The following is a 21,739-nucleotide window of genomic DNA, read 5'->3' as shown; positions in this document are numbered from 1 at the left end:
AATTCCCGAAAATTGTTTATTCTTGTCTATCTAAATCACTAAAAATATCATGTTGTTCTTTAAATACTCTCTGCGTCATCTCTAAATTTAAGTCAGTAGCTATCAAATCAACACCATCAATAATTTTTGGTATCTGAGTTTCATCAATTTGCAGACTCAGAAAGCATTTTTCTCTATAATCTGGTCTTTCCTGAAAACGCTTGACCACAGTTTTTAAAGGACGAATTACTTCATAGGCTTTCTCAGCCTTGTCAATTGCTGCTTGCGGAATTGGAGATTGCAACCGCAAAATTGCTAAATCAATTAAATCTCTAGCTTCAACACTATCATCCATGTAGCGATCAGAATTTGCCAGAAGCTTCGACGTAAAACAGTCAATCAGGCTTAAGCAGGGAACAGGCGACCATTCTGTATATCTTGGGGGGTCTGGATGAAAACGTGATTCAGCGATAATCTCAGTCTTTATAGGTAGATTATCTACCATAACCATCATCCTAATTCCATACTGGTCAGTAGTTCCCCGTCTAATTTGAATACTGTTCAAATCGCTAAATAATGCTTCATATCCACCATCAAATACGACCGTGCGAAGATACTTGTATCCTGATGTACCCACAGGAGAAATAAAGTCAATGTCTTTACTCCAACGGTATTCTTCAAAATCAAGCGCAAGAAGGGTTCCGCCACCGAAGTAAGCAGAACCCTCCTTAAGTACTTCAAGATTTAAGCTTTTCAAAATTTTGATAATTTTATTATGGAAATCAAATCTAAAGCTCATAGCTCGACTTGTAGCCAAGAATCATAATATTTAGCAAGTTCTTTCAAAAAACTAAGTTCTTCACCTTCTAGATTATTAAACAACTGGCGATACTGCCAACCTCGCTCATAGCGACTCAACATTTGGTCAGGAGTAAACTGATAAACATCTGCTGTTTGCCAACAAATAGATTCTAAAAAAGGCAGCTTATTAGGAATAATAGGTGGATTTGTTTTTAGTATAGGTTTCGTCATACTTCCCAACTCTTAACTTTATATTTTTCGGGAAAGTTCCTGAATAAAAACTCTACAATCCATTTACCTAAAGTTACATTTTTGGAAGTCCATTCAGGTACTTGCTCTTCATCAATTATTTTAGCTGATGAAAACAGCACTTCTTATATAGCTACTGTTGAAGAACTAAGATAAAAATTATTTCCTAAAGAGCATGGACATTACACCAACAGTTAGTATCCATGACAGCAATATTAGTCAACAATAGCATTATCAGAAGTTGTATCAAGGTAGGTATGGGGGAATGGTGCGCTTAAAACCTTGGCAGTTGGTCATCTTAGCAACACCGATCGCATCTATTATTATTGTCTTACTCGTTGCCGCAGGCTTACAAATCAATGCCTGGGGAATTAACTGGATTTGGGCTGTATTTACTGTTGTGTTTGTTGCTTGGCGTTGGTTGCTGGTGAAATGGACGCAACCAGAAATTGAGCAAGTACAGGCGGCGTTAGCGGGATTTAAAGAAGAACTAGAAACGGCTGTAGATACAACGACATCAATGGCTGGGAGTGATGCTACACAGCAAGCAGAAGCCGCACTACAAAAAATCTTAGAAGCATCAATAAACGATCGCCCAATTTGGGAAGATTGGGCAACTTTTTGGCAACGCTGTCAGGATGTGGTTGTTGCTGTTGCAAATATCTACCATCCCCAAGTGCAGTATCCCCTCCTTAATATATACGTCCCTCAAGCTTATGGACTAATCCGAGGAACAGTAGATGATTTGGATCAGTGGATGCAGCGTTTATCACCCGCCTTAAATCAAGCTACTGTCGGGCAAGCCTACCAAGCATATGAAGTCTACCGCAAGCTAGAACCATCTGCCCGTAAACTTTTGAGAGCATGGGGTTGGGCGCAATGGCTATTAAATCCTGTGGCGGCGGTAGCTAACCGCGCAACTAAGGGTTATGGTAACCGCGCTAATCAGCAGTTGTTGGTCAATTTAGGTCAACTGTTGCGCGAAGCCGCTTTGAGAAACTTATGTCGGCAAGCGATCGCACTCTACGGAGGTATTACACTATCAACTACAACAGCAGATATTTCTACACCAGCAATCCCTAAAGCTAAAACCCAAACGCTGCGCGAAATCTTAACTCAAGCCGAACCAGTTGAGGAAGTTGAGCAAAAACCGATCAATATACTCTTGGTAGGGCGAACAGGCGCAGGAAAAAGCAGTTTAATTAACACTTTATTTCAAGCCGACCTCGCGGAGGTTGATGTTTTACCTAGTACTGACGAAATTCAAAATTATCACTGGGAAACTAAAGGCGGTGAAGCCCTCACCCTTTGGGATACACCGGGTTATGAGCAAGTGAAGCGTGGGGAACTACGCCAACTGGTATTGGATTATGCCACCAACGCAGATTTGTTACTGCTGGTGACTCCAGCCCTTGATCCTGCCTTACAAATGGATGTGGACTTTTTAGAAGATATGAAAGCCGAAGTTGCAGACTTACCGGCGATCGCAGTTGTTACGCAAGTAGATCGGTTGCGTCCTATCCGGGAATGGCAGCCGCCTTATGATTGGGAATGGGGCGATCGCCCTAAGGAAATTGCGATTCGAGAAGCTACGCAGTACCGCGCCGAAAAGCTAGGCGAATTCGCTAACCTAGTTGTGCCTGTGGTGACTAGTGATAGCAAAACCAGCCGCACAGCTTGGAATATAGACATTTTATCTATGGGATTGATACAAGCGATCGCACCTGCCAAGCAACTGCGACTAGCTCGGTTTTTGCGTGACTTAGACTCCCGCACTATCGCCGCAGCTAAAATTATTGACCAATATACCTTCCAGATGGCGACGACACAAGGGCTAACTTCAATGCTAAAAAGTCCTGTGCTTCAGTTTATTTCCACTATATCAACCGGGTCGCCCACTTTGGCATATGTACTAGCAGAGCAAATTTCTGTAGAACAGTTACCGATTGTAATTGGTAAACTCCAAATCGCCTATGAACTTTTTTCACTATTAAAAACAGACGACTCCAACAAAATTAATTTTGATTTAATATCACTCTGGCCACTACTGTTAGAAAATTCTGCTACACCCGATCGCAACGCTTGGGCATTTGGTCACGCTCTTGTGGAATATTGGACTCAGAATTTGGCTGTAGAGCAACTACGAGAGCGGTTTGAGTATTATTTACAACAAGTTTAAAGTGTGTTAGCTTTGGGCGATCGTGCATTTATATTTAGAATTGAGCTATTAATGATGAACACCAAATTCTACCGAAAACACGAAATGTTTATCCAAGAAAAACTCAGTAGTGGTCGATATCACACTATTGAGGAAATCATTGTCGAAGCATTAGAACTTTTGGAAGAACATGATAGAAAATATGAGCAATGGGTACAAGCTGCCCTTACAAATCGTGATGTTTCTATTGCAGAATTAGAAAGACTCGATCAAAAATTTTTAATAGTACAATTAGAAAGGAAATTACGTAAAGCTCTTGAATCTTAGAAATTGATGATTATATATGAATTAAATATTTTTTTGTCTCACGCATAGATGCGTTAGCAGCTACTCTTACGAGAACTCCTAACGGCGAACCCGCAGGGTAGTCGCAAAGAAAGAGTTTAAAATTTTGAGTTTTGAAAGATGCCTATTGGATTTATGTTACTGCAAGGTACGCCATGAACATTAAATTAACTGAAAAAGAAGCATATGCTGCTATGTATGCATATTTAGTTTCTGTCTATGAGCGAACAAAATCAGATGATTTGGGTGGGTTACTTGGTGATATGAGTACTGTGCAAGATGGCACAACTGCTGATCCTGCTGTTTGGCATGAGTGGTTGCGATGTGTTACTCAAGTAAAGCACGGTGAAGTTGACACAAGTCTGAAAATTCAAACCTTATAGGGAGGTGCGTTAGGCTGAAGCCATAACACACCCTACTGAAATTTGTTTGCGTGGTTTGAATTATGCTTGTTTTACTCCTGGGCGACCGTTTTCAACTACGTATGAAGCGCGTTTACTAATTATGCCAAATGGAGTTGTGACCTCTGACATTACCAAATAGTCACTCTTCCATAAATCAGGAGTTAGCGTACAGCGAACATACCCACGTTGCCCATTATAAAATTTGATGTGTGGGTTGTCTGGTAAATAGGCTGCAACAGTGGGGGGAATATCTTCTCCATCGCCACCAGAACTAATAGAAGTACAGACAAACTCACTACCAACTGTTGCAGATTGGGGATTATCAAAATTAGCTTTGAGATCCATAGCCCAGTTAGAATGCACATCACCAGCCAAGGAAACGGGATTGGAAGGCTTGCGCTGTCCTAGAAAAGCCATCAAGCGATCGCGATCAGCTAAATAACCATCCCATTTATCCATGCTGAAAGTTTGGCCTTCTCCTGGGGTAAAGTCTCTTTGAGCAATGGGAACTTGTTGAGCTAAAATGTTCCATCTAGTTTGTGAGCTACTCAAACCCTCATACAACCAATTTTCTTGTGCTTTTCCCAGAATTGTTGCTTGTGGGTTAAACACTTCTGCACAACGTTCTTTTGTACCATCCTCGCAGGGTTGGTCGGTACGATATTGGCGAGTATCCAGAACATTGAAGGTTGCCAAATTACCAAAACTTAACCGACGATAAAGCTGCATATCTGGGCCAACTGGTTTTGAGAAAGGACGCAGTGGCATATGCTCGTAATATACCTGATAAGCGATCGCTCGTCTTTGTAAAAAGATAGCTCTGTCTTGGTCTGGTTCTGGTTCTGTATCGATTTGTGAGATGTCGTCGGCATAGTTGTTTTCTACTTCGTGGTCATCCCAAGTCACAATCCAAGGAAACATTGCATGAGCTTCTTGCAGATTAGTATCTAATTTGTAGAGAGCGTGACGGTTGCGATATTCGTCTAAAGTAAAAATCTCTAAGCTATTGTGTGGTCTGATAGCAGTATCACTAATTCCCCCTTCGTAGATGTAGTCACCTACATGGACTACTAAATTAAGGTCATCCTGCGCCATGTATTTGTAGGCAGTGAAATATCCTTGCTGATAGTTTTGGCAAGAAGCCAAAGCAAAGGTAAATTTGTTTAAATAGCTACCCCCAAAAGGCGCAGTCCGAGTCCGACCAATCCGAGAAGCTTCGTTACCTACATAAAATCGATACCAATACCAAGTATCTGGACGTAGCCCTTCAACGACGACCCTGACTGAGTGACCTAATTCAGGAAGTGCAAGTTCTGTACCTCTGGCGATAATACGCCTCATGTTGGCATCGTCTGATACTTCCCAACGTACAGGTACATTAACAGGTGGCACACCACCGCCATTTAAGGGTTCAGGTGCAAGACGAGTCCAAATCACCACGCTATTGGGATAAGGTTCACCAGAGGCTACACCTAATTTGAAAGGATAATCAGAAAATCTCGGATTAGCGATCGCTCTTTGATGAGGAAATTGACTAGCTATAGCTAATCCTGAAAATGCTCCAGCACCAATAATCAAGTTGCGTCGCTTAATACGGTACTGTAGCAACTGCTCAAAATTCCAGCCCTTTGCCATTGTTAACCCCTCACTAATAGGTGAACTACAGAAACAGCACATTTGACACCAAAGTGTTAAGTAGAGAAATACAACAGATTGCAGGTAAATGATGTACAAGTTTTCACCAAAAAGTCATGTAAAAAAAGACTTTCAAGCCTGTTCCCTGCTGTATTTGCCTGATGACATAAGCTTTTTCCTACTAACCTTTTTTGGAACTTTAGCGTCAAATATCACTTTGCCGACTTCACCTTACTAGCGAAACCTTAACTATTAACCAAGAAGCAGTTAATATCAACTTAATAGTTGTATAAGAGAATGTTGGGAAATCAGACAGCGATCGCTGTCTGATTTTTCAAAAGGAGCAAAATTTCATGGCATATATTCCCGGTTCCGATCAAGACGACATTCTAACAGGTACTTCTGGAAACGACGTAATAGAAACTTTTGCAGGTGATGATCTACTTAATGTCTCTATCAGATACCAACAGGTGGTCTATAACGGTACAACCTATACTCTACCAATCTTCGAGCCTAGTGATGATGGCGGCGGAAATGATCTCATCCAGGGCGGTATTGGCAATGATAACCTTTCCGGCGGTATAGGTAATGACAGTGTTGATGCTGAAGGAGGTAATGATATCCTTTGGGGTGGTATTGGCAATGATACCCTCAATGGTGGCGACGGTGATGATATCATTAATGGACATTATGAGTATTATGTTTATACTTTTGAACAACAGGAGTACCTGGATTTTTTCATAGTCCGTGACGATGATCCAGGTAATGATACCATTGACGGTGGTAGTGGTAATGACGCTATTTATGCTGGGAATGGTATAGACCAAGTGAATGGTGGAGCCGGAATTGACTTGTTGAATATAGATACTACCGCTAGCACCAGCAATTTCACCATCTTGTACACCAGTTCCAGCACGGGTGGTACTATCTCCAACGGCACAACGACTAGAAACATTACAAATATTGAACAAGCCAGAGTCACAACAGGTAGCGGTAACGACACCATCAACTTCTCAGCGTTGGCTAGTGACATCACGATTCAAGCGGGTGCAGGTAATGACGTAATTACTGGCACGAACAACAGTAATTCGTTCTTTGCTGATAACCTATATGGTGGTTCCGGAAACGACACCATCAATGGTGGTGATGGCAATGACAGTTTCTATGGTGGTGATGGCAATGACATTCTCAATGGCGGTGCTGGTGATGACACTCTCTATGGTGAAGCCGGGAATGATCGTTTTATCTTCAACTCTCCGACTCAAGGAATTGACACGATCGCCGATTTTAGCGTAGTTGATGATACCATTGTTGTCTCTGCGGCTGGTTTTGGTGGTAGTTTGGTTGGTGGCGCAGCGATCGCGGCTAATAGATTCGTTATTGGTACAGCAGCCACAACAGCTAGTCATCGATTCATTTACTCTCAAAGCACTGGCGATCTTTTCTTTGATCGAGATGGAACAGGCGCAGCTGCACAAGTTCAAATTGCTACTCTCAGTAGCGAACAAGCTTTAACTAACGCTGATATTTTTGTTAATGCTTAATTAAGCAACTTCAATTTCAGGGGAGATTTATTGTTTAGTCTCCCTTTTTCATGTATGGTAATGACCAATAAGCAGCATAAATGTAATCTGATAACAGACATTTTTTTGAGTTTAATACTTTAAATCTATTATTTTAACTAATATAAATAAAAAATTAAGATTAATATTTGAATTGTTAAATTATAGTAAGCTAAAAATTAATCTCCTTGATGAAGCCGCTACAAATCGATACTCAACAGGTGCGGTGCTACAGTTACATAGCAAAATAACCAGGAATTTAAGCATCATAAACCATAGAAAAAAGTGTTTTTTGAAACCAACTTGAACTTTAAATTATAAATTGGTTTTAAATACAAAAAGTATTGTCCAAAAATCTCATGTGGCCATTTCAGATTTGAATGAGTTCTGAGAAATTTTCATAGTTTATAAAGTCCCACACTAAAAATTCACCTTATTTATCAAGGTTAATTATGACATCAATAACAGGTAAAACAGTGCTTTTAACTGGAGCATCTGGTGGTATTGGTACATTTATTGCCCGTGCTTTAGCAAAAGAACAATCTACTGTAGTTGCTGTTTCTCGATCACAAACAAAACTCAATGATATCTGTAAAGAAGTGGAAGCTTTAGGTGGTAAGGCTGTTAGTATTCCATTTGATATTAGCGATGTAGAAAACTTACCAACATTAGTACAGCAAATTAATCAAGCTGTGGGACAAATCGATATTTTAATTAATAATGCTGCGATTGAAAAATATCGACCTTTTCACCTCTACACTCTACAAGATATTCAAGCTAATTTGACCACAAATCTAATTTCAGGGATGGAATTAACACGCTTGATTTTACCAAGTATGTTAGCTCGAAATAGTGGTCATATTGTGAATATTGCTTCCGGTTCAGGTAAAAAAGGAATGCCCTATAACAGTATTTATTCAGCTAGTAAAGCAGGTTTAATTATGTGGACTGATGCTTTACGGCAAGAATTAGCTGATACAAATATTGGCGTGTCGGTCGTTTGTCCTGGCTATACTGCTGCGGGGATGTTTTCGGCGTTGGGAGTACCTGCGCCTAGTTTAGCGCGTGTTGCACCGCCAAAAGAAGTGGCGATCGCCATTTTAAATGCCATCAAACAAAACCAAGCCGAAGTAGTTTTAGATGGTTTAGTTTCAAAACTTTTATTTTCTAACTTCCAGCTTTTTCCTAAGTTTGGTGACTTAGTTTTTAAGTGGATAGGTGTAAAAGCAGTCAACAAAACTTGTGCGGAAAAGCAAATGCGAGGTTCATAACTTAATAACTCTATGGTGGGCATAAATCACTACATTCTGGATTTATAGTAAATGCCTGTCATCCAAATCTGCTTAATTATTTGGAGTAAAAATGTCGAATAATCATTACGATTTAATCATCATCGGTACTGGTGCTGGTGGTGGCACTTTAGCATATAAGTTAGCACCCAGTGGCAAGAAAATTTTAGTTTTAGAACAAGGCAGCTTTTTACCTAGAGAAAAGCAAAATTGGGATACCAAAAAAGTCATAAAAGAAGGAAGCTATCGTACTAATGATATTTGGTATGACAAAGATGGTAAGCCTATTCATCCAGCCGCACATTATTATGTGGGTGGTAATACAAAATTTTATGGTGGTGCGTTATTTAGATTACGTGAACAGGACTTTGAAACAGTTGTTCATCAAGGTGGTATTTCTCCTGAATGGCCTTTAAAATATCAAGACTTTGCTCCTTATTATGACCAAGCAGAGCAACTTTACGAAGTACATGGAAAACGTGGTTTAGACCCTAACGAACCACCAACTAACTATGAATATCCTTTTTCAGCTATCAGCCATGAACCTTATGTTGCAGAAATTTATTACAGTCTCAAAAATCAAGGTTTACATCCTTTTAATCTGCCTTTAGCAGTTAAATTAAACGAAGTAAATCGTCATTTAAGTACTTGTATTCGTTGTGATACTTGTGATGGTTTTCCTTGTATGATTAATGCTAAAGGTGATGCTGATATTAATGGTATTCGTCCAGCGATCGCCTATAATAATCTCACATTAATTACCCAAGCAAAAGTCATCCGTTTACACACCAGCACATCTGGGCGAGAAGTCACAGGCGTAGAAGCAGAAATTCAAGGTCAGCGACAAATATTTTCTGGCAATATTGTGGTTGTAGCTGGCGGTGCAATTAACTCCGCAGCATTATTATTAAAATCTGCTAATGACAAACACCCGCATGGTTTAGCTAACAGTTCACAGCTTGTAGGGCGAAATTACATGGTACATAATTGTGCTGTGGTGATGACATTAAGCACAAAACCAAACCCTACAATTTTCCCCAAAACTTTAGCTGTCACCGATTTTTATTGGGGGGAAAAAGACTTTGATTATCCAATGGGTAGTGTACAATCCCTTGGCAATATTCATAAAGATAGAATTCTTGCCTATGGGCCACCATTAATGCCCAACTTTATTGCTGAAAAGATTGCCAACCATTCTATTGCTTGGTGGGTAATGAATGAAGATTTACCTGATGAGAATAATCGTATATCTGTCCAAGATGATAAAATTACCATTAACTACAAAAGCAACAATGAAGTCGCATTTAATCGTTTAATTAAACGTTGGATAGAAGTTTTAAAATCTATTGCACAAGGATCACAAACCAAACAAAATTCATTACATATTACTCAACATCTTGGTTTAGATGCGGTGGGACATCAATGCGGAACCTGTCGTTTTGGCGAAGATCCCAGCACTTCTGTATTAGATATTAATTGCCGCACTCACGATGTTGATAACCTTTATGTTGTCGATGGGAGCTTTTTCCCCTCCAGTGCTGCTGTTAATCCATCGCTAACAATTATGGCTAATGCATTGCGGGTAGGCGAACATTTGTTGGCAAGAATGAAATAGTTAACATGAGCGATCGCCCAAATAGTAATATACTATTGGGCGATTCGCTTTACCTAGTTAATCAAACAGGTATTGGTTCTTTGCCTTTTTTTGCTTGCACCACATCGTAAAGTTTGGCTTCAAACTTCTCCATGCAAGCAGACCAATCATACTGAAGTATGGAAGGACGAGCCTCTTGACTCATTGCGGCCTTGAGTTCAGGATTCTCTAGAATTGTAATCACCTTGTGAGCAAAATCTATTGGGTTATTAGGTTCTGCTAAAAAGCCATTTCGACCAGAGAATACTTGTTCTGATGTAGAGGGTGCAGTCACCGCCACTACGGGAGTTCCTGACGCTAAGGCTTCGTTGGTTGTTGTGCAGAAGTTTTCTGTTACTGAGGGATTAACAAATACATCTGCACGCGCAAACCAACCTAGCAGTTCTGTACCATGAGACTCACCCCAAATAGTAATACCAGAACCGAATTTTTCAGCACGCCGACGAATTTCGGTATCTAAGGGGCCGCTACCAACAATCACTAAATGCACATCAGGAATTTTAGCTGCAATGATGGGGAACGCATCTATTAATTGGGGGACATTTTTTTCTGCTGTCACACGTCCCACAAATAAGAGAGTCGGTCTATTGTCGTTAGGGATAGGGTTATGAACTATGTTACGAGGATGGAATTTCTCGCAATTAATCCCTTGATAAGGTAGATATTCACTAAGTTTACATTGCAGTTGTTGGTATTTAACAAGCTGTTCGCGTGAAGAAAATAGATTAAGGTCGTAAGTCTCGCTGAACTGCTTCACCAACAGAGGAATGATTGGGCGTAAAAAGCTAAAGAATACATCGCCTAAGTAATATCTGATATAGGCAACAATATCAGTGTGGAAAACGGAGATGATTGGTGTATTAGTTTGTTTGGCGTATTCCACACCAATAGGACGACCATATCCTTGTAAAAAGCCTGAGTATAATCCTCTCATTTGTGCAGCTTCTTCAACCACAATAATGTCGGGTTGAAATTCTGCCAGTAGTTTAGTATCACTCCAATTTCGATAGTTTAATGGTTGGGGTAGAGATTTATAGAATATTAAAGGCTGTGTGGGAAATGAGTAAGACGAAAGATTAGGAAAAGCCTTTAACTCATCTAGCCCAGGCATGGGGCGATCGCTTATCTTTTTAGGATACTGATCATTAATTTCTGGGTGAACAAGCAAAACTTGATGCCCTTGTTCTAGCAACCAGCGAACTCTTTGATGGACTGCAACCGAAACCCCTGTCAGAAAGGGCGCGTACAATCCTGTAAATAAAGCAATGCGTAGCTGTTGCTGATGCATAATTCTAGTTAATTTGTTATTTTCTGAGAGCTAAATCAGTGTTGAAAAACTGAACTATCTGCTCACACCGAAAAGAATTAAATCTAGGATTTACGCATTGAGAGATTCTAAGGTAATTATCAGTTTATAGAGAAACTTTGCGATCGCTTGGTTGATCTACCATCTGATAAGGAAGATATTCTACGAGGCGAATATTCCACGGACTTTGAACTTGATAAGTCACACCACGCCAATGGACTGTTGGCATCTGAAACGATGCTAGCATTGCTAACCCATAAATCCATTGTGTGAATGGAAGTGCGATCGCTATCTTGCAGATTATAGCTGCTGATAATTTTGTCACCTGTTGACCTTGAACGTGAATTTCTGGCTGTACTGCTAACTCTAAAACTAGAATCAGCATCACTAATGCCAACATATAACTCACATACCAACTGAGAGCTAAATTCGCACTCTCTCCATCTCCAATCAACAAAGCAGCCAAAAACACTACTAACAAGAAATTCGGCAACAAAATTGTAAATATCACATCAGCAGCTACAGCTGGCCACAAAGGATGGTACAAGCGAGAAGATAACAATTGGCGTTGAAACCAATATCTTAAACTCGGTAAATCACACTCTTCTCGATTCAACATAATCAGAGAAGGCACAAACTTGACTTGCAGCTTGTGTTTACCCAAGACACTACGAATCATTGTGTCTTCGCCAAAAGCTTTACTCCATTTATCTAGCAGTCCCGTTTGGCGTAGCACGGCTGTTTTGATAGCCAAAGTCCCGCCCCAAGGAATTCCATAGAGGAACATTTGTACAAGTGCAGATACATTCCAGATGTAACGTACTAAAGTACCCCAATACCGACCTGTCGGGATATACCAACGATTCCCAGTTGTTGCACCTACTTTAGGATGGTTGAGAGGTGTAACTAAATCCCGCAACCAGTTGGGATGCACTACTGTATCAGCATCAACTAAGGCCACCACCTCGTAAGACTCATCTAGTTCCGAAACAGCTTGGATGAGAGAACTACATTTAAGACTACAAGTATTGTGGACTATTTTGAGTGGCTTGATGTCAACGTTAGTTGCACTGACTTCGTTGATAGTATCTTGGGCTATTTGCCATGCAGGGTCTTCGATGCTATCAATAACCAACTTCACATCATATTGAGGGTAATTCTGATGGAATAGCGATCGCAAGCAATTAGGTAAAAATGGATCAGCACCACGAAGGCAAAGAATCACTGCCGTTTTTGGAAGTTCCTCATCTAACAATGGGTCTTGTGGTCGTGAAGAGAGACACCACAACAACGCCAGCACTGAACAAATCTGAATAGCTAACCAACTCAACAAGCACCTAGATAGGAAGATTATCAATTCATTCATTTTTGATAAACTCTACGCAATTGAATCTGAAAGATGAGCTATAAATTGCTCTTTTAACTCAGCAAAATAGACAGTCAACTGACGCAGGATTTACACAGAGTTTGTCAGACAAGCTGGGCTTTAGATCCCCAGCTTCTCTAAGAAGTCGGGGATCTTTTTATTCATGAATTCTCTTTTCTAGCCTCTAATCTCTAGCCCCCAGACCCTAATCACAAAGATATTTTGCTATCTACTGGTTGATCCAAAAAATCATAGGCGTGATATTCAACTAATCGGATGTTCCAAGGGCCTTGTACACGATAAATTGCACCCCGCCATTTAACTGTTGACCTCAACAAAGAAGAAAGCATTGCTAAACCATATACCCACTGTGTTAACGGAATGGCAATCAACATTTTTAATATTGTGCCAACTGATAACTTAGTTACTGGCTGACCTTGAGCTAAAATCACTGGCCTGACTCCTAACTCTAATGTCAACATGAGTAAGAGTAATCCCAAAGTATAAATGCTATACGAGCGAAACAATAAAGCTGCTGTTTCCCATCTTTCATCCCACAACGACACCAGCAATAAAATAATGGCTGTAGTCGGAAATAAAATGCTAGAAACCAAATCACCAACTACAGCCAGCCATTGAGGATGATAAAGTCGAGAGTATAAAAACAGCCGCTTGAGATGATCTATTAAGCCTAATAAATCGCACTCTTCACGATTGAGCATAATTAAAGAAGGCACGAACTTGATTTGCATCCCATGTTTTTTCAAAATTTTATGCATCATCAAGTCTTCATTCAAGGCTTTTCCCCACATATCCAACATTCCGGTGTGACGTAGCACTGCTGTTTTTATTGCTAAAGTACCACCCCAAGGAATGCCAAATAAAAACATCTGCACCACTGTAGATACATTACCTGCATAGCGCACTAAAGAACCCCAATACTTACCAGTAGGTGCATACCAACGATTACCAGTGGTCGCGCCTACTTTGGGATTTGATAAAGGACTAACTAATTCTCGTAACCAGTTAGGATGAACTACTGTATCAGCGTCAACGAAAGCCACAACCTCGTAAGAGTCATCCAATTCGCTAATAACTTGTAATAGCGCGCTGCACTTGAGGCTACAATTGTGACGAATTACCCTTAAGTAGTTGATTTCAACGTTAGTTGCACCTAGCTGATTGATAGTATCGTAGGCTATTTGCCAGGCTGGATCTGCTTGACTATCGACAACTAGCTTTAGATCATATTGTGGGTAATTTTGAGTTAGGAGCGATCGCAAACATTCAGGTAAAAACGGGTCGGCTCCACGTAGAGAAAGAATCACCGCCGTTTTGGGTAATTGCTCATCTACTAATGAGCTTCTTTTGCTAAAGTGCAAGTAGAACACAAAGACAAGTGCTAGACACACCTGAATAGCCAGCCAACCCAGCAAAGACTTAGACAGGAATATCGTCAACTGTTCCATTTAATTATCAGTCTCCGGCCTTGAGAGAGGTGGGGGAGCAGGGGAGCAGGGGAGCCAGCGCGTTGGGCGGGTTTCCCGACTTGAAGCGACTGGCGTGAGCAGAGGAGCAAAGGGAGTAAGTTCTTCCGTGTCTCCTCTATTCTCTTTGTCTCCCTCGTCTCATCTAGGGATCGAGTGAATATTTCATGACGATATTGATGCTGGTGTTTTTATTGACAACAAAGCTGGCATCGCGGAACTTTGGTGTACCTGTTTGCACAGAAACAGTAGGATTTTTGGATAGTCCAAAACCTTCTTTTGGGATACCGAAGAAGTCGGTGTTTAACTTGCGATCGCCATTTTGATCATCAACTATAGCTACCGCATAAGTGCCATGTTTTAAGCCAGGGAATTTTTTAATAACAGAAGTGCCTGTAATTTTAGCGCAGCCACTTTGTACTTCACTTTTATCGCTCATAGGAAATCCTTTTTCCCCGGCATAAATGCGAAAGCAAATATCACCTTTTTGATGGCGAACATTATTAACTGTGATTGTTAGTGAGGCGGTTTGTTCTGCGGTAACTGGCTTAATACAATAAATGCTAACTAAAGAAGAAAGCACAAAGTAATACCAACGTGCAATTTTACGCATGATGATTCATGAAGAGGTAATGTTTGTTGTTTTTAAACGCAGAGGTGCGCTGAGGTTAACGCGGAGATACGCTAAGTCTCTGCGTCCTTGGCGTTCTTGGCGGTTCATTAAAGCCGATTCTACTACTTAACTAGTTTTTGGATATCGGTTTTTTGCACCCATTCGTGTGTCCGGCGCAAGCCTTCTTCGAGGTCAATTTTGGGTTTGTAATCTAACAAAGTTTGAGCTTTATCGATGGAATAAGCGTAGGGACGAGTCATGAAATCGACTGATTCTGGAAGAATATCAGCTTTTTTGCGAAATAGTTTTTGTCCTTGACTGCGGATTTTGAGAAATAGCTTAATTTCATCTTTTGATACAGACATAGGAGCCTGTAAACCTTCAGTAGCAGCCAAGCGCATAAAATACTCTTTCCAGGTAGTTTCTTGACCGTCGGTGATATTAAAAACTTCTCCGTAAGCTTCTTTTTGGATGGCTAAAAAGATGGCATCAATCAGATTATCTACATATAAATGATTGATAACTCCTTTACCATCGTTGGCATAAGCAAATAGCTTTTGCCGCATCATCAAAAGTGGTCTAATTATCCAAGGGATACATCCAGGTCCGTAGACATCACCAGCACGAAGCACAATAATACCGAAGTCTGGCGGAGAATTTAGGGGTAAGAGTTCTATTTCTGCTTCGATTTTGGTCTGACAGTAAGGATTGTTATCGCTAGATAAAGGGCCGGATTCGGTCACATTATTGGGATAATCGAAGCCATATACTAACGTGCTGGAGAGGTGGACGAAAGTTTTTACGCCAGCATTCTTGGCAGCTTTCGCAATGTTGATAGTACCGTTGACGTTGATTTCTCGAAATTCTTTGATGGGGCCAGCTTCTTGGGTAAGTTGTGCTGTGTGAAGAACGATGTCTACTCCCTGACAAGCTTTTTGGGCAATTTTAGGGTCAGTAATATTGCCAACGATAATTTCTACACCTATATTTTGTGCTATGTTGCGATCGCTAGAACTTTGCAGTCCGCGCACCTTCATTCCCTGCGCTATGGCTAACTCGGCTGCACGCAAGCCGATAAAATCATCAATCCCAGTAATCAGGAGAGTTTTGTTTTCTAAGTTCATCAGAGGTTATTAACTTACTAAAGTTTGAATGTTTTAGGTGATAGGTGAAAGGTAACAAGTGCCAGAGTTATTGCTACATCAATAAAGTAGTATTTAACCTCTACTCACAACTCCCCACTCCCTAAAAAATATCTGCTGGGTCAGCAGAACGTAATTTGTTAATAGCAAGTGCGCCAGATGTAATACACATCAAAACTGCTGAAATAAACACAATCAAGGCGTTATTTGCATTCATCATGATGGGTAATTTTGTGGCTTCCATTGCAAAGTCGTACAAAATTATGGAAGTCAAAAATCCGGGAATGTATGAAAAAACAGCCAAGATTAAAGCTTGTTGAAAGACAATGTTTAACAAATAAGAGTTGGGATAACCAATTGCTTTTAAAGTCGCATAGGCAATAAATTGAGTGGCAATATTACTGTAGAGAATTTGATAAACAATCACTACGCCAACTACAGAAGCCATTGTCAACATTAGGTTAAGAATAAAACCGATTGGTGTTCTATCTGCCCAATATTGTTTCTCAAAATTTATAAAGCCTTGACGATTAAAAACTAGGACATCATTAGGTAAGTTGGCTTGCAAATTCTTTAAAACTTTTTCTTTATCAGCACCTGATTTAAGAGTAATTACACCTATATCAATTTTTTCTGCTGGACGAGTATTAGGATTTATCCGCAGAAACGTGGAGTCGCTGACAATTAAGTTCCCATCCACACCAAAGGAAGGCCCCAAGCTAAATAGTCCACCTACTCTGACGTTGTAGCCAATTGGGCCATCAAAAGGAAATATTTCAATTGTTTGTTCAGTATCTCCCTGGTCAAATTTGGCAGCAATTGGCCCAAACTCTGGACGAGAATTCCGGTCAAAAAGCATGACATCAGGAATTTTGAGTTTGTCCAAGTTTTGCTCAACTTCGGGAATATTCATCACCGGATTTCCTGGGTCGAAGCCAATCACATAGATAGAATACTTCTCACCAGTATCAGGATTTTTTAACTTCGCAAATTGCAAGTACATGGGGCTAACAGAATCAACGCCTTCAAACCCCAAAGATTGATACAAACGAGTTCTCGAAAAGCTTTGATTAGATGTCAAAGACTTATATTGTGAACTAACTAAAAATAAATCTCCGCGTAAGCTTTGATGCACGGCGGTAGCACTAGAATACAGTGCATCTTGAAACCCTAGCTGCACAAACATTAGCAGCACAATAAAGGCAATGCCAGCTACAGCAACGACAAAACGAATCTTTTGTTGGGCTAGCTGTAGCCATGCTAAAGGAATCTTGAAATTCATGGATTCACTTATTATTTATCATTTGTTATTTGTAACTTTTGACCATTGACTATATGTGAATAGATACATCCACTTGCAAGTTAGTCATCCGAGCTACTTTTTGACTATCTGCGGGATTATCGATAGATATTTTTACCTCAACAATTCTCCGGTCTGTATCAGATCGGGGATTGAGGCTAAAGATACTTTGTTTATCAACTTGCCAACCAATTTCTTTGACGGTTCCTTGTAATTTTCCGGCAAATGCAGCACTAGTAATACTAGCTTTTTGACCTACACGTACTTTTTGAATATCGGTTTGATATACTTCTGCAACTACATACATTTGCGATATCTTACCAATTTCTGCAAAACCAGAGGTGTTGATAACTTCGCCAGTCTTGGCGTGAATTTTGAGAATTCTGCCGTCAATAGGAGCTTTAATGTAAGTTAAATCTTGGTCGGCTTTGGCTTGTTTAATTGCTGTGACAGCACTTTTAACTTCAGTTTGTGCTGCTTCAACGTCTACAGAGCGTACCTCGCTAATACTGTTGAGTCTGGCTTTGCCTTCTTTAAGTTGGTCTTGCAGGGTGTTTTGTGTACGAGTAAGAGCAGCTTTTGCTTCTGTTAGTTGTTCTTGTGTTGTCTTGAGTTGTAAAGCTTTACTGTCAGCAACAGAAGCCGCGATCGCACCTTGTTTATATAGTTGCTGATAACGATCGTTTTCGGTTTGAGCGTTGTCTACTTGAGCTTGAATACGGTTAATTGTTGCCTGTTGAGTCGCAACTTCTCCTTTTAATTGAGACTCTAAATTTGCAATGGTCGCTTTTTGTGCGTCGATATCTCCTGATTTCGCACCAGCTTTTACCTGTGCTAATTTAGCTTTGGCAACTTGCAATTTATCTAAAGATTGTTGTAAGGCGGCTGTAGCACGACCATAATCTTCTAAATACGCCAATACTTGTCCAACTTTGACTTCATCACCTTCTCTCACCAACAGTCTTTCAACTCTTACACCGTTGATGGAATTCGGCGCAGACAAATAAGTAACTTTACCTTCTGGTTGCAAACGTCCTAAAGCAGTGATTGCAACTTTCACCGGGGCAGGTGTTGTTGGAGTTGTCTGAGTGGTTTGAACTGGGACACGATTTAATTTTGGGGCAACAGTGTAGAAAGTTCCTAGCCCAGCCGCAGCTACAGTGATAGAAGCTGCTAAAATTATTTGCCACCGACTTAAGGGTTTTGTAAAGAACTGGCTGTATCTTTTTAGTGCCATATTTTTATTCCAATTGTGCTATGCCAGGGAACAGCCAAAATGACTGATAATTAAGGTGAAGAATGAAGTTTGAAAAATTTCCTACTACTTCATAATTCACGCTTCATACTTTTTGTACAGTTCTATGGAAATTGTTGTACGCCTTTACACCACTATTTGTTACTAACTTTGCAGATAAATAACAGAAGGCGGTACTCTAAATCTTTCTAATTTTTATCCTAATTTTGCTTTAAATCCAGTAGTCTAAAATACGATAGTGCTAACTAAAAAATTTAACTTTATTGAAATGAAGCGTTTAGAAATACTGGATAAACTGTGTCTAATTATTGCAAAGCAATTGAAGATTGTCAACTAATTAGCATTGCTGAAGTTAGCTTTTAATGACTATCAGGAAGGTAAGAGGTAAGAGGTTACAGGTTATAGCAATAAGCCTTATGTTTTTTGTTACTAACAATGTGTGTTATTCAATACAATTCTATTTATTTTATAAATAAAAGTCCTTGTTTAAACTCACTTGTAAAGCCAGTAAATAAACACAACAATTATTCTGTAACCTCTAACCTGTTACCTGTCACCTCAATTCTGTAATCTTCATCACTTTTCATCTATTTCAGGAACAAAATTTTAGAATTAAACTCACTAAATAAAAGGTTTCATCTTAATTTTGCGTGTTATCTTGGGTGTTTTAACTGAATTTATATAAAAACAGTAATTATGCCTGAAGTTTCTATCAATCAAATTCATATAGGTTCTAACCGCCGTCCTGTTAATGCTCATAAAGTTAATGAGTTAAAAGACTCAATTAAGACTAATGGTTTATTAAATCCCATTACGGTAGATCAGAATTTGACCTTGATTGCTGGGCTACATCGCCTCACAGCTTGTAAGCTTTTGGGGTTAGAAAGCATTGAATGTAATGTTGTTAACTATCAAGATGCTGACCAAGCGCGGTTGGCGGAAATTGACGAAAATTTGATTCGCAACGAGCTAGAACCCCTAGAGCGTTCAGAACTGTGGTTAGAACGCGACCAGATTTTAGAACGGATGGGACTGCGAGCGAAGGTCGGAGATAACCAACATACTCTCAAAGGTGGTGAAACCATTTCACCACCTCCCAAACGCACTATCGAGTTAGCGAAGGAAGTTGGTTACTCTGAGCGCACCTTTCAGCATGGAAAACAAATTGCTAAAAGTATCCATCCAGATGTCAAACAGATGATTAAAGGTACACCCTTGGCTGATAGTCCCACCATACTATTAAAAATCGCCAGGGCTGGTAGCGAAGAACGCATTTTAGCTGAAGCCGCACAAAAGGCTTTGGAATTAGCCCAAAAACAAGGAGATAAACAAGCAGCAGCACAGCAAGCTCAATTAATTGCAGAAGCTAAGAAAAAGCAAAAAGAGTTACAGACATTAGCCTTTAAAAGTGCTATGGCGGAGAAAGAAGCTAAATTGACGCTGAAAAAGGTGCAACGCCAGATAGAACAAGTAATTGAGCTACCAAAAGCCAATCTAGAACCCGCCATAAAAATTGGTGAGGAATGGATGCTAGGAAGACATTTAGTTTATTGTGGCGATACTTACACTTCACAGTTTCGGAATTTGTTACCTTCAGATGCAGCACTGGCGATCGCTACTGTCTCCTCTACATGGCAACATAATTATTTAGTAGACGAAGCCAGGGTTGTGGCTGTCCTCCGTTCTGAAGGACAAATTTACGATTTTTACAAAAATAACAAAATGCCATTTCAGTATGAGTTGTTAGTAAATAACCTTTATATAGGCATTTTTTCGCATCATTCAATAGCTAAACCACAATCCCCAATTCATATAGAAGGTATTGAAAGCGTTGTTAATTACTTAATTAATTTCTACACCAGTCCCAATAATTTTGTGATTGCTCCGTTTATGGGACATGGTGAAATACTCATTGCTTGCGAAAGATTGGGACGCATCTGTTTTATTGGGGATGAAAACTCTCAATTAGTTAATCGCGGCGTGATGCGTTGGCAGCAATGGACTAGCAAGCCAGCGAAAAAAATGCTGAGTGTTTAATAAATAGAAGGCAGGATGGGAAATTTTAAAGTTGATTCTGCCTACTTACTTACCATTAAAAACTTATGAATGAGAAGTTAGTTTCTTGTGGGATGGGTGTCTTCACCCGTCCTAGATTTAGGCCGGGCAAGATGCCTACCCACAAGATATATATTTGTTATTGCCAAATCTTAAACAATCTGAACCGTCTTTGCTTCTGTAACTTCTTTGGCAGATATACATTTCAATAGTTTAAATGTTTGCAATTCGTAAAATGTTATTGAAAGATTGTTTATTATGTACTTTCCAAATATTTAATCTTTGCTTGTTAAATAACTTCTTAGTGTTGGTTTGTGGATTATTTTAGAAATTCATCAAAAAGTTAGTTCACATTATGAGGCTCTGCTGAAAAAACAAGATATATGCTGATGTATTTATTCATGATTTTTCTACTGAACACCCTGATTTTAGTAATATCTATGAAATTAAGCTGTGGTTGGGATGGAGATGGCGATCGCTGCAATCATCAAACACTAAATATAAGTTGCCAAATATACTTGAAATGCAGATTGTATTTATCATCAACATCTGTCAAAAGCCAGATTTTTTTCTTAAAATCCCTTGAAGAAATGATTTAGTTTATGTGAAGTGTGCTATTCTTTTTATTAATTCAACTCTTTTAAGCCGCACGGAAACAGAACACATTTATCGCGCTTGAAGATGAGAAACCTAATATACAAAGTCGCATCACCATCACCTTGTAACTGTTGAGTTTTTTTCGTCAAATTGCTGTGAAATTCAAAGTAGAGGTGATGTTCTTTCGGTAACGAACTTGTCAACTTTTCTGGGTCGAATTTCGTACAATATATTATCCTGGACGTTGAAACTGGCTATGGCATTTATCAAGATACAGAACGTTGTCATTAATACCAGCTACGTTGCTGCTGTTAGGCTAGATAATCAAACGAGTTTGGGAGAAAAAAGCGTTTCTGTCCTCATGGCTACTCCTAAGTTTCCAGTGTTCCAGTTGGATACAATCACACAAAACTTCTACCACTACGAATGGCTTGAATTCACTGGTCAAGCAGCTAACGCGCTCCAAGATTACTTTACCAGTTTCAACAACGTTATTGACTTGCTACCGCAATATCAAGAAAAGTGTGAAGTATGAAATAGGG

At 39.8% G+C, this 21,739-nt stretch carries 19 protein-coding genes; 9 read left to right on the top strand and 10 right to left on the bottom strand.

From position 1 onward, the window contains the following. Window positions 1-16: 16 nt before the first annotated feature. On the bottom strand, window positions 17-736 hold the full coding sequence (locus tag H6G76_RS19765; RefSeq protein WP_242056464.1) for a nucleotidyl transferase AbiEii/AbiGii toxin family protein: 720 nt from the start codon (window positions 734-736) through the stop codon (window positions 17-19). A 38-nt stretch (window positions 737-774) separates the two neighbouring features. Continuing rightward, complete coding sequence (locus H6G76_RS37155; protein WP_190704305.1) at window positions 775-1,011, bottom strand: hypothetical protein; 237 nt, start codon at window positions 1,009-1,011, stop codon at window positions 775-777. 283 nt (window positions 1,012-1,294) lie between these two features. Here H6G76_RS37155 and H6G76_RS19755 point away from each other — a divergent pair, with 283 nt between their 5' ends. The 3 genes from H6G76_RS19755 to H6G76_RS19745 all read left to right on the top strand — a co-directional run bounded on the left by H6G76_RS19755 (window position 1,295) and on the right by H6G76_RS19745 (window position 3,915). Continuing rightward, window positions 1,295-3,208: a GTPase family protein gene (locus tag H6G76_RS19755; RefSeq protein ID WP_190704302.1), complete on the top strand. Its 1,914-nt coding sequence runs from the start codon at window positions 1,295-1,297 to the stop codon at window positions 3,206-3,208. Window positions 3,209-3,220: 12 nt separating this feature from the next. Next, window positions 3,221-3,514: a type II toxin-antitoxin system ParD family antitoxin gene (locus H6G76_RS19750; protein WP_199337449.1), complete on the top strand. Its 294-nt coding sequence runs from the start codon at window positions 3,221-3,223 to the stop codon at window positions 3,512-3,514. Window positions 3,515-3,687: 173 nt separating this feature from the next. Continuing rightward, complete coding sequence (locus H6G76_RS19745) at window positions 3,688-3,915, top strand: hypothetical protein (protein WP_190704299.1); 228 nt, start codon at window positions 3,688-3,690, stop codon at window positions 3,913-3,915. 60 nt (window positions 3,916-3,975) lie between these two features. Here the strand turns inward: H6G76_RS19745 and H6G76_RS19740 are convergent, their stop codons facing one another. After that, the gene (locus tag H6G76_RS19740) at window positions 3,976-5,571 is read right to left on the bottom strand and encodes an alkaline phosphatase (protein WP_190704296.1); all 1,596 of its coding nucleotides are present in this window, start codon (window positions 5,569-5,571) and stop codon (window positions 3,976-3,978) included. Between the two features lie 353 nt (window positions 5,572-5,924). On the opposite strand from H6G76_RS19740, the gene H6G76_RS19735 reads away from it, so the two are divergent. The 3 genes from H6G76_RS19735 to H6G76_RS19725 all read left to right on the top strand — a co-directional run bounded on the left by H6G76_RS19735 (window position 5,925) and on the right by H6G76_RS19725 (window position 10,037). Beyond that, entirely contained in the window at window positions 5,925-7,115 is a 1,191-nt protein-coding gene (locus tag H6G76_RS19735; protein WP_190704293.1) for a calcium-binding protein, read from the top strand. Window positions 7,116-7,585: 470 nt separating this feature from the next. Continuing rightward, window positions 7,586-8,404 (top strand): SDR family oxidoreductase, encoded by an 819-nt coding sequence (locus H6G76_RS19730; protein ID WP_190704291.1) that lies wholly within the window; start codon window positions 7,586-7,588, stop codon window positions 8,402-8,404. Window positions 8,405-8,495: 91 nt separating this feature from the next. After that, window positions 8,496-10,037 carry a GMC oxidoreductase gene (locus H6G76_RS19725; RefSeq protein WP_190704288.1) on the top strand — a complete coding sequence of 514 codons (1,542 nt, stop codon included), beginning with the start codon at window positions 8,496-8,498 and terminating at the stop codon, window positions 10,035-10,037. Window positions 10,038-10,098: 61 nt separating this feature from the next. Here the strand turns inward: H6G76_RS19725 and H6G76_RS19720 are convergent, their stop codons facing one another. From H6G76_RS19720 to H6G76_RS19705, 4 genes are all read right to left on the bottom strand, one after another. Beyond that, entirely contained in the window at window positions 10,099-11,364 is a 1,266-nt protein-coding gene (locus H6G76_RS19720) for a glycosyltransferase (RefSeq protein ID WP_190704285.1), read from the bottom strand. Between the two features lie 124 nt (window positions 11,365-11,488). Further along, on the bottom strand, window positions 11,489-12,748 hold the full coding sequence (locus H6G76_RS19715; RefSeq protein ID WP_190704282.1) for a glycosyltransferase family 2 protein: 1,260 nt from the start codon (window positions 12,746-12,748) through the stop codon (window positions 11,489-11,491). 209 nt (window positions 12,749-12,957) lie between these two features. Then, window positions 12,958-14,217 carry a glycosyltransferase family 2 protein gene (locus tag H6G76_RS19710; protein WP_190704280.1) on the bottom strand — a complete coding sequence of 420 codons (1,260 nt, stop codon included), beginning with the start codon at window positions 14,215-14,217 and terminating at the stop codon, window positions 12,958-12,960. Between the two features lie 163 nt (window positions 14,218-14,380). Then, a complete protein-coding gene (locus tag H6G76_RS19705) occupies window positions 14,381-14,848 on the bottom strand; it encodes a DUF2141 domain-containing protein (RefSeq protein ID WP_190704277.1) in 468 nt (155 codons plus the stop codon). On the opposite strand from H6G76_RS19705, the gene H6G76_RS37760 reads away from it, so the two are divergent. Then, window positions 14,847-14,978, top strand: coding sequence for a hypothetical protein (locus H6G76_RS37760; RefSeq protein ID WP_277883113.1), 132 nt, complete (start codon window positions 14,847-14,849; stop codon window positions 14,976-14,978). The two genes, H6G76_RS19705 and H6G76_RS37760, sit on opposite strands and share 2 nt — an antisense overlap. Here H6G76_RS37760 and H6G76_RS19700 read toward each other — a convergent pair. The 3 genes from H6G76_RS19700 to H6G76_RS19690 form a co-directional block, all read right to left on the bottom strand. After that, window positions 14,971-15,972 (bottom strand): NAD(P)-dependent oxidoreductase, encoded by a 1,002-nt coding sequence (locus tag H6G76_RS19700; RefSeq protein ID WP_190704273.1) that lies wholly within the window; start codon window positions 15,970-15,972, stop codon window positions 14,971-14,973. The two genes, H6G76_RS37760 and H6G76_RS19700, sit on opposite strands and share 8 nt — an antisense overlap. A gap of 121 nt (window positions 15,973-16,093) precedes the next feature. Continuing rightward, window positions 16,094-17,272 carry an ABC transporter permease DevC gene (gene devC, locus H6G76_RS19695; protein WP_190704270.1) on the bottom strand — a complete coding sequence of 393 codons (1,179 nt, stop codon included), beginning with the start codon at window positions 17,270-17,272 and terminating at the stop codon, window positions 16,094-16,096. Window positions 17,273-17,321: 49 nt separating this feature from the next. Then, the gene (locus H6G76_RS19690) at window positions 17,322-18,527 is read right to left on the bottom strand and encodes an ABC exporter membrane fusion protein (RefSeq protein ID WP_190704267.1); all 1,206 of its coding nucleotides are present in this window, start codon (window positions 18,525-18,527) and stop codon (window positions 17,322-17,324) included. Window positions 18,528-19,241: 714 nt separating this feature from the next. Here H6G76_RS19690 and H6G76_RS19685 point away from each other — a divergent pair. Together H6G76_RS19685 and H6G76_RS19680 are read left to right on the top strand one after the other, a co-directional pair. Continuing rightward, on the top strand, window positions 19,242-20,582 hold the full coding sequence (locus H6G76_RS19685; protein ID WP_190704264.1) for a ParB N-terminal domain-containing protein: 1,341 nt from the start codon (window positions 19,242-19,244) through the stop codon (window positions 20,580-20,582). An 871-nt stretch (window positions 20,583-21,453) separates the two neighbouring features. Then, window positions 21,454-21,732: a hypothetical protein gene (locus H6G76_RS19680; protein WP_190704261.1), complete on the top strand. Its 279-nt coding sequence runs from the start codon at window positions 21,454-21,456 to the stop codon at window positions 21,730-21,732. Window positions 21,733-21,739 lie beyond the last annotated feature (7 nt).

Origin of the sequence: Nostoc sp. FACHB-152 (assembly GCF_014697475.1) — a bacterium.
In the GTDB taxonomy this organism is placed as follows: Bacteria; Cyanobacteriota; Cyanobacteriia; order Cyanobacteriales; family Nostocaceae; genus Nostoc_B.
Note: the sequence above shows the minus strand (reverse complement) of the source record. Positions and strands in the feature narration are given on the sequence as shown.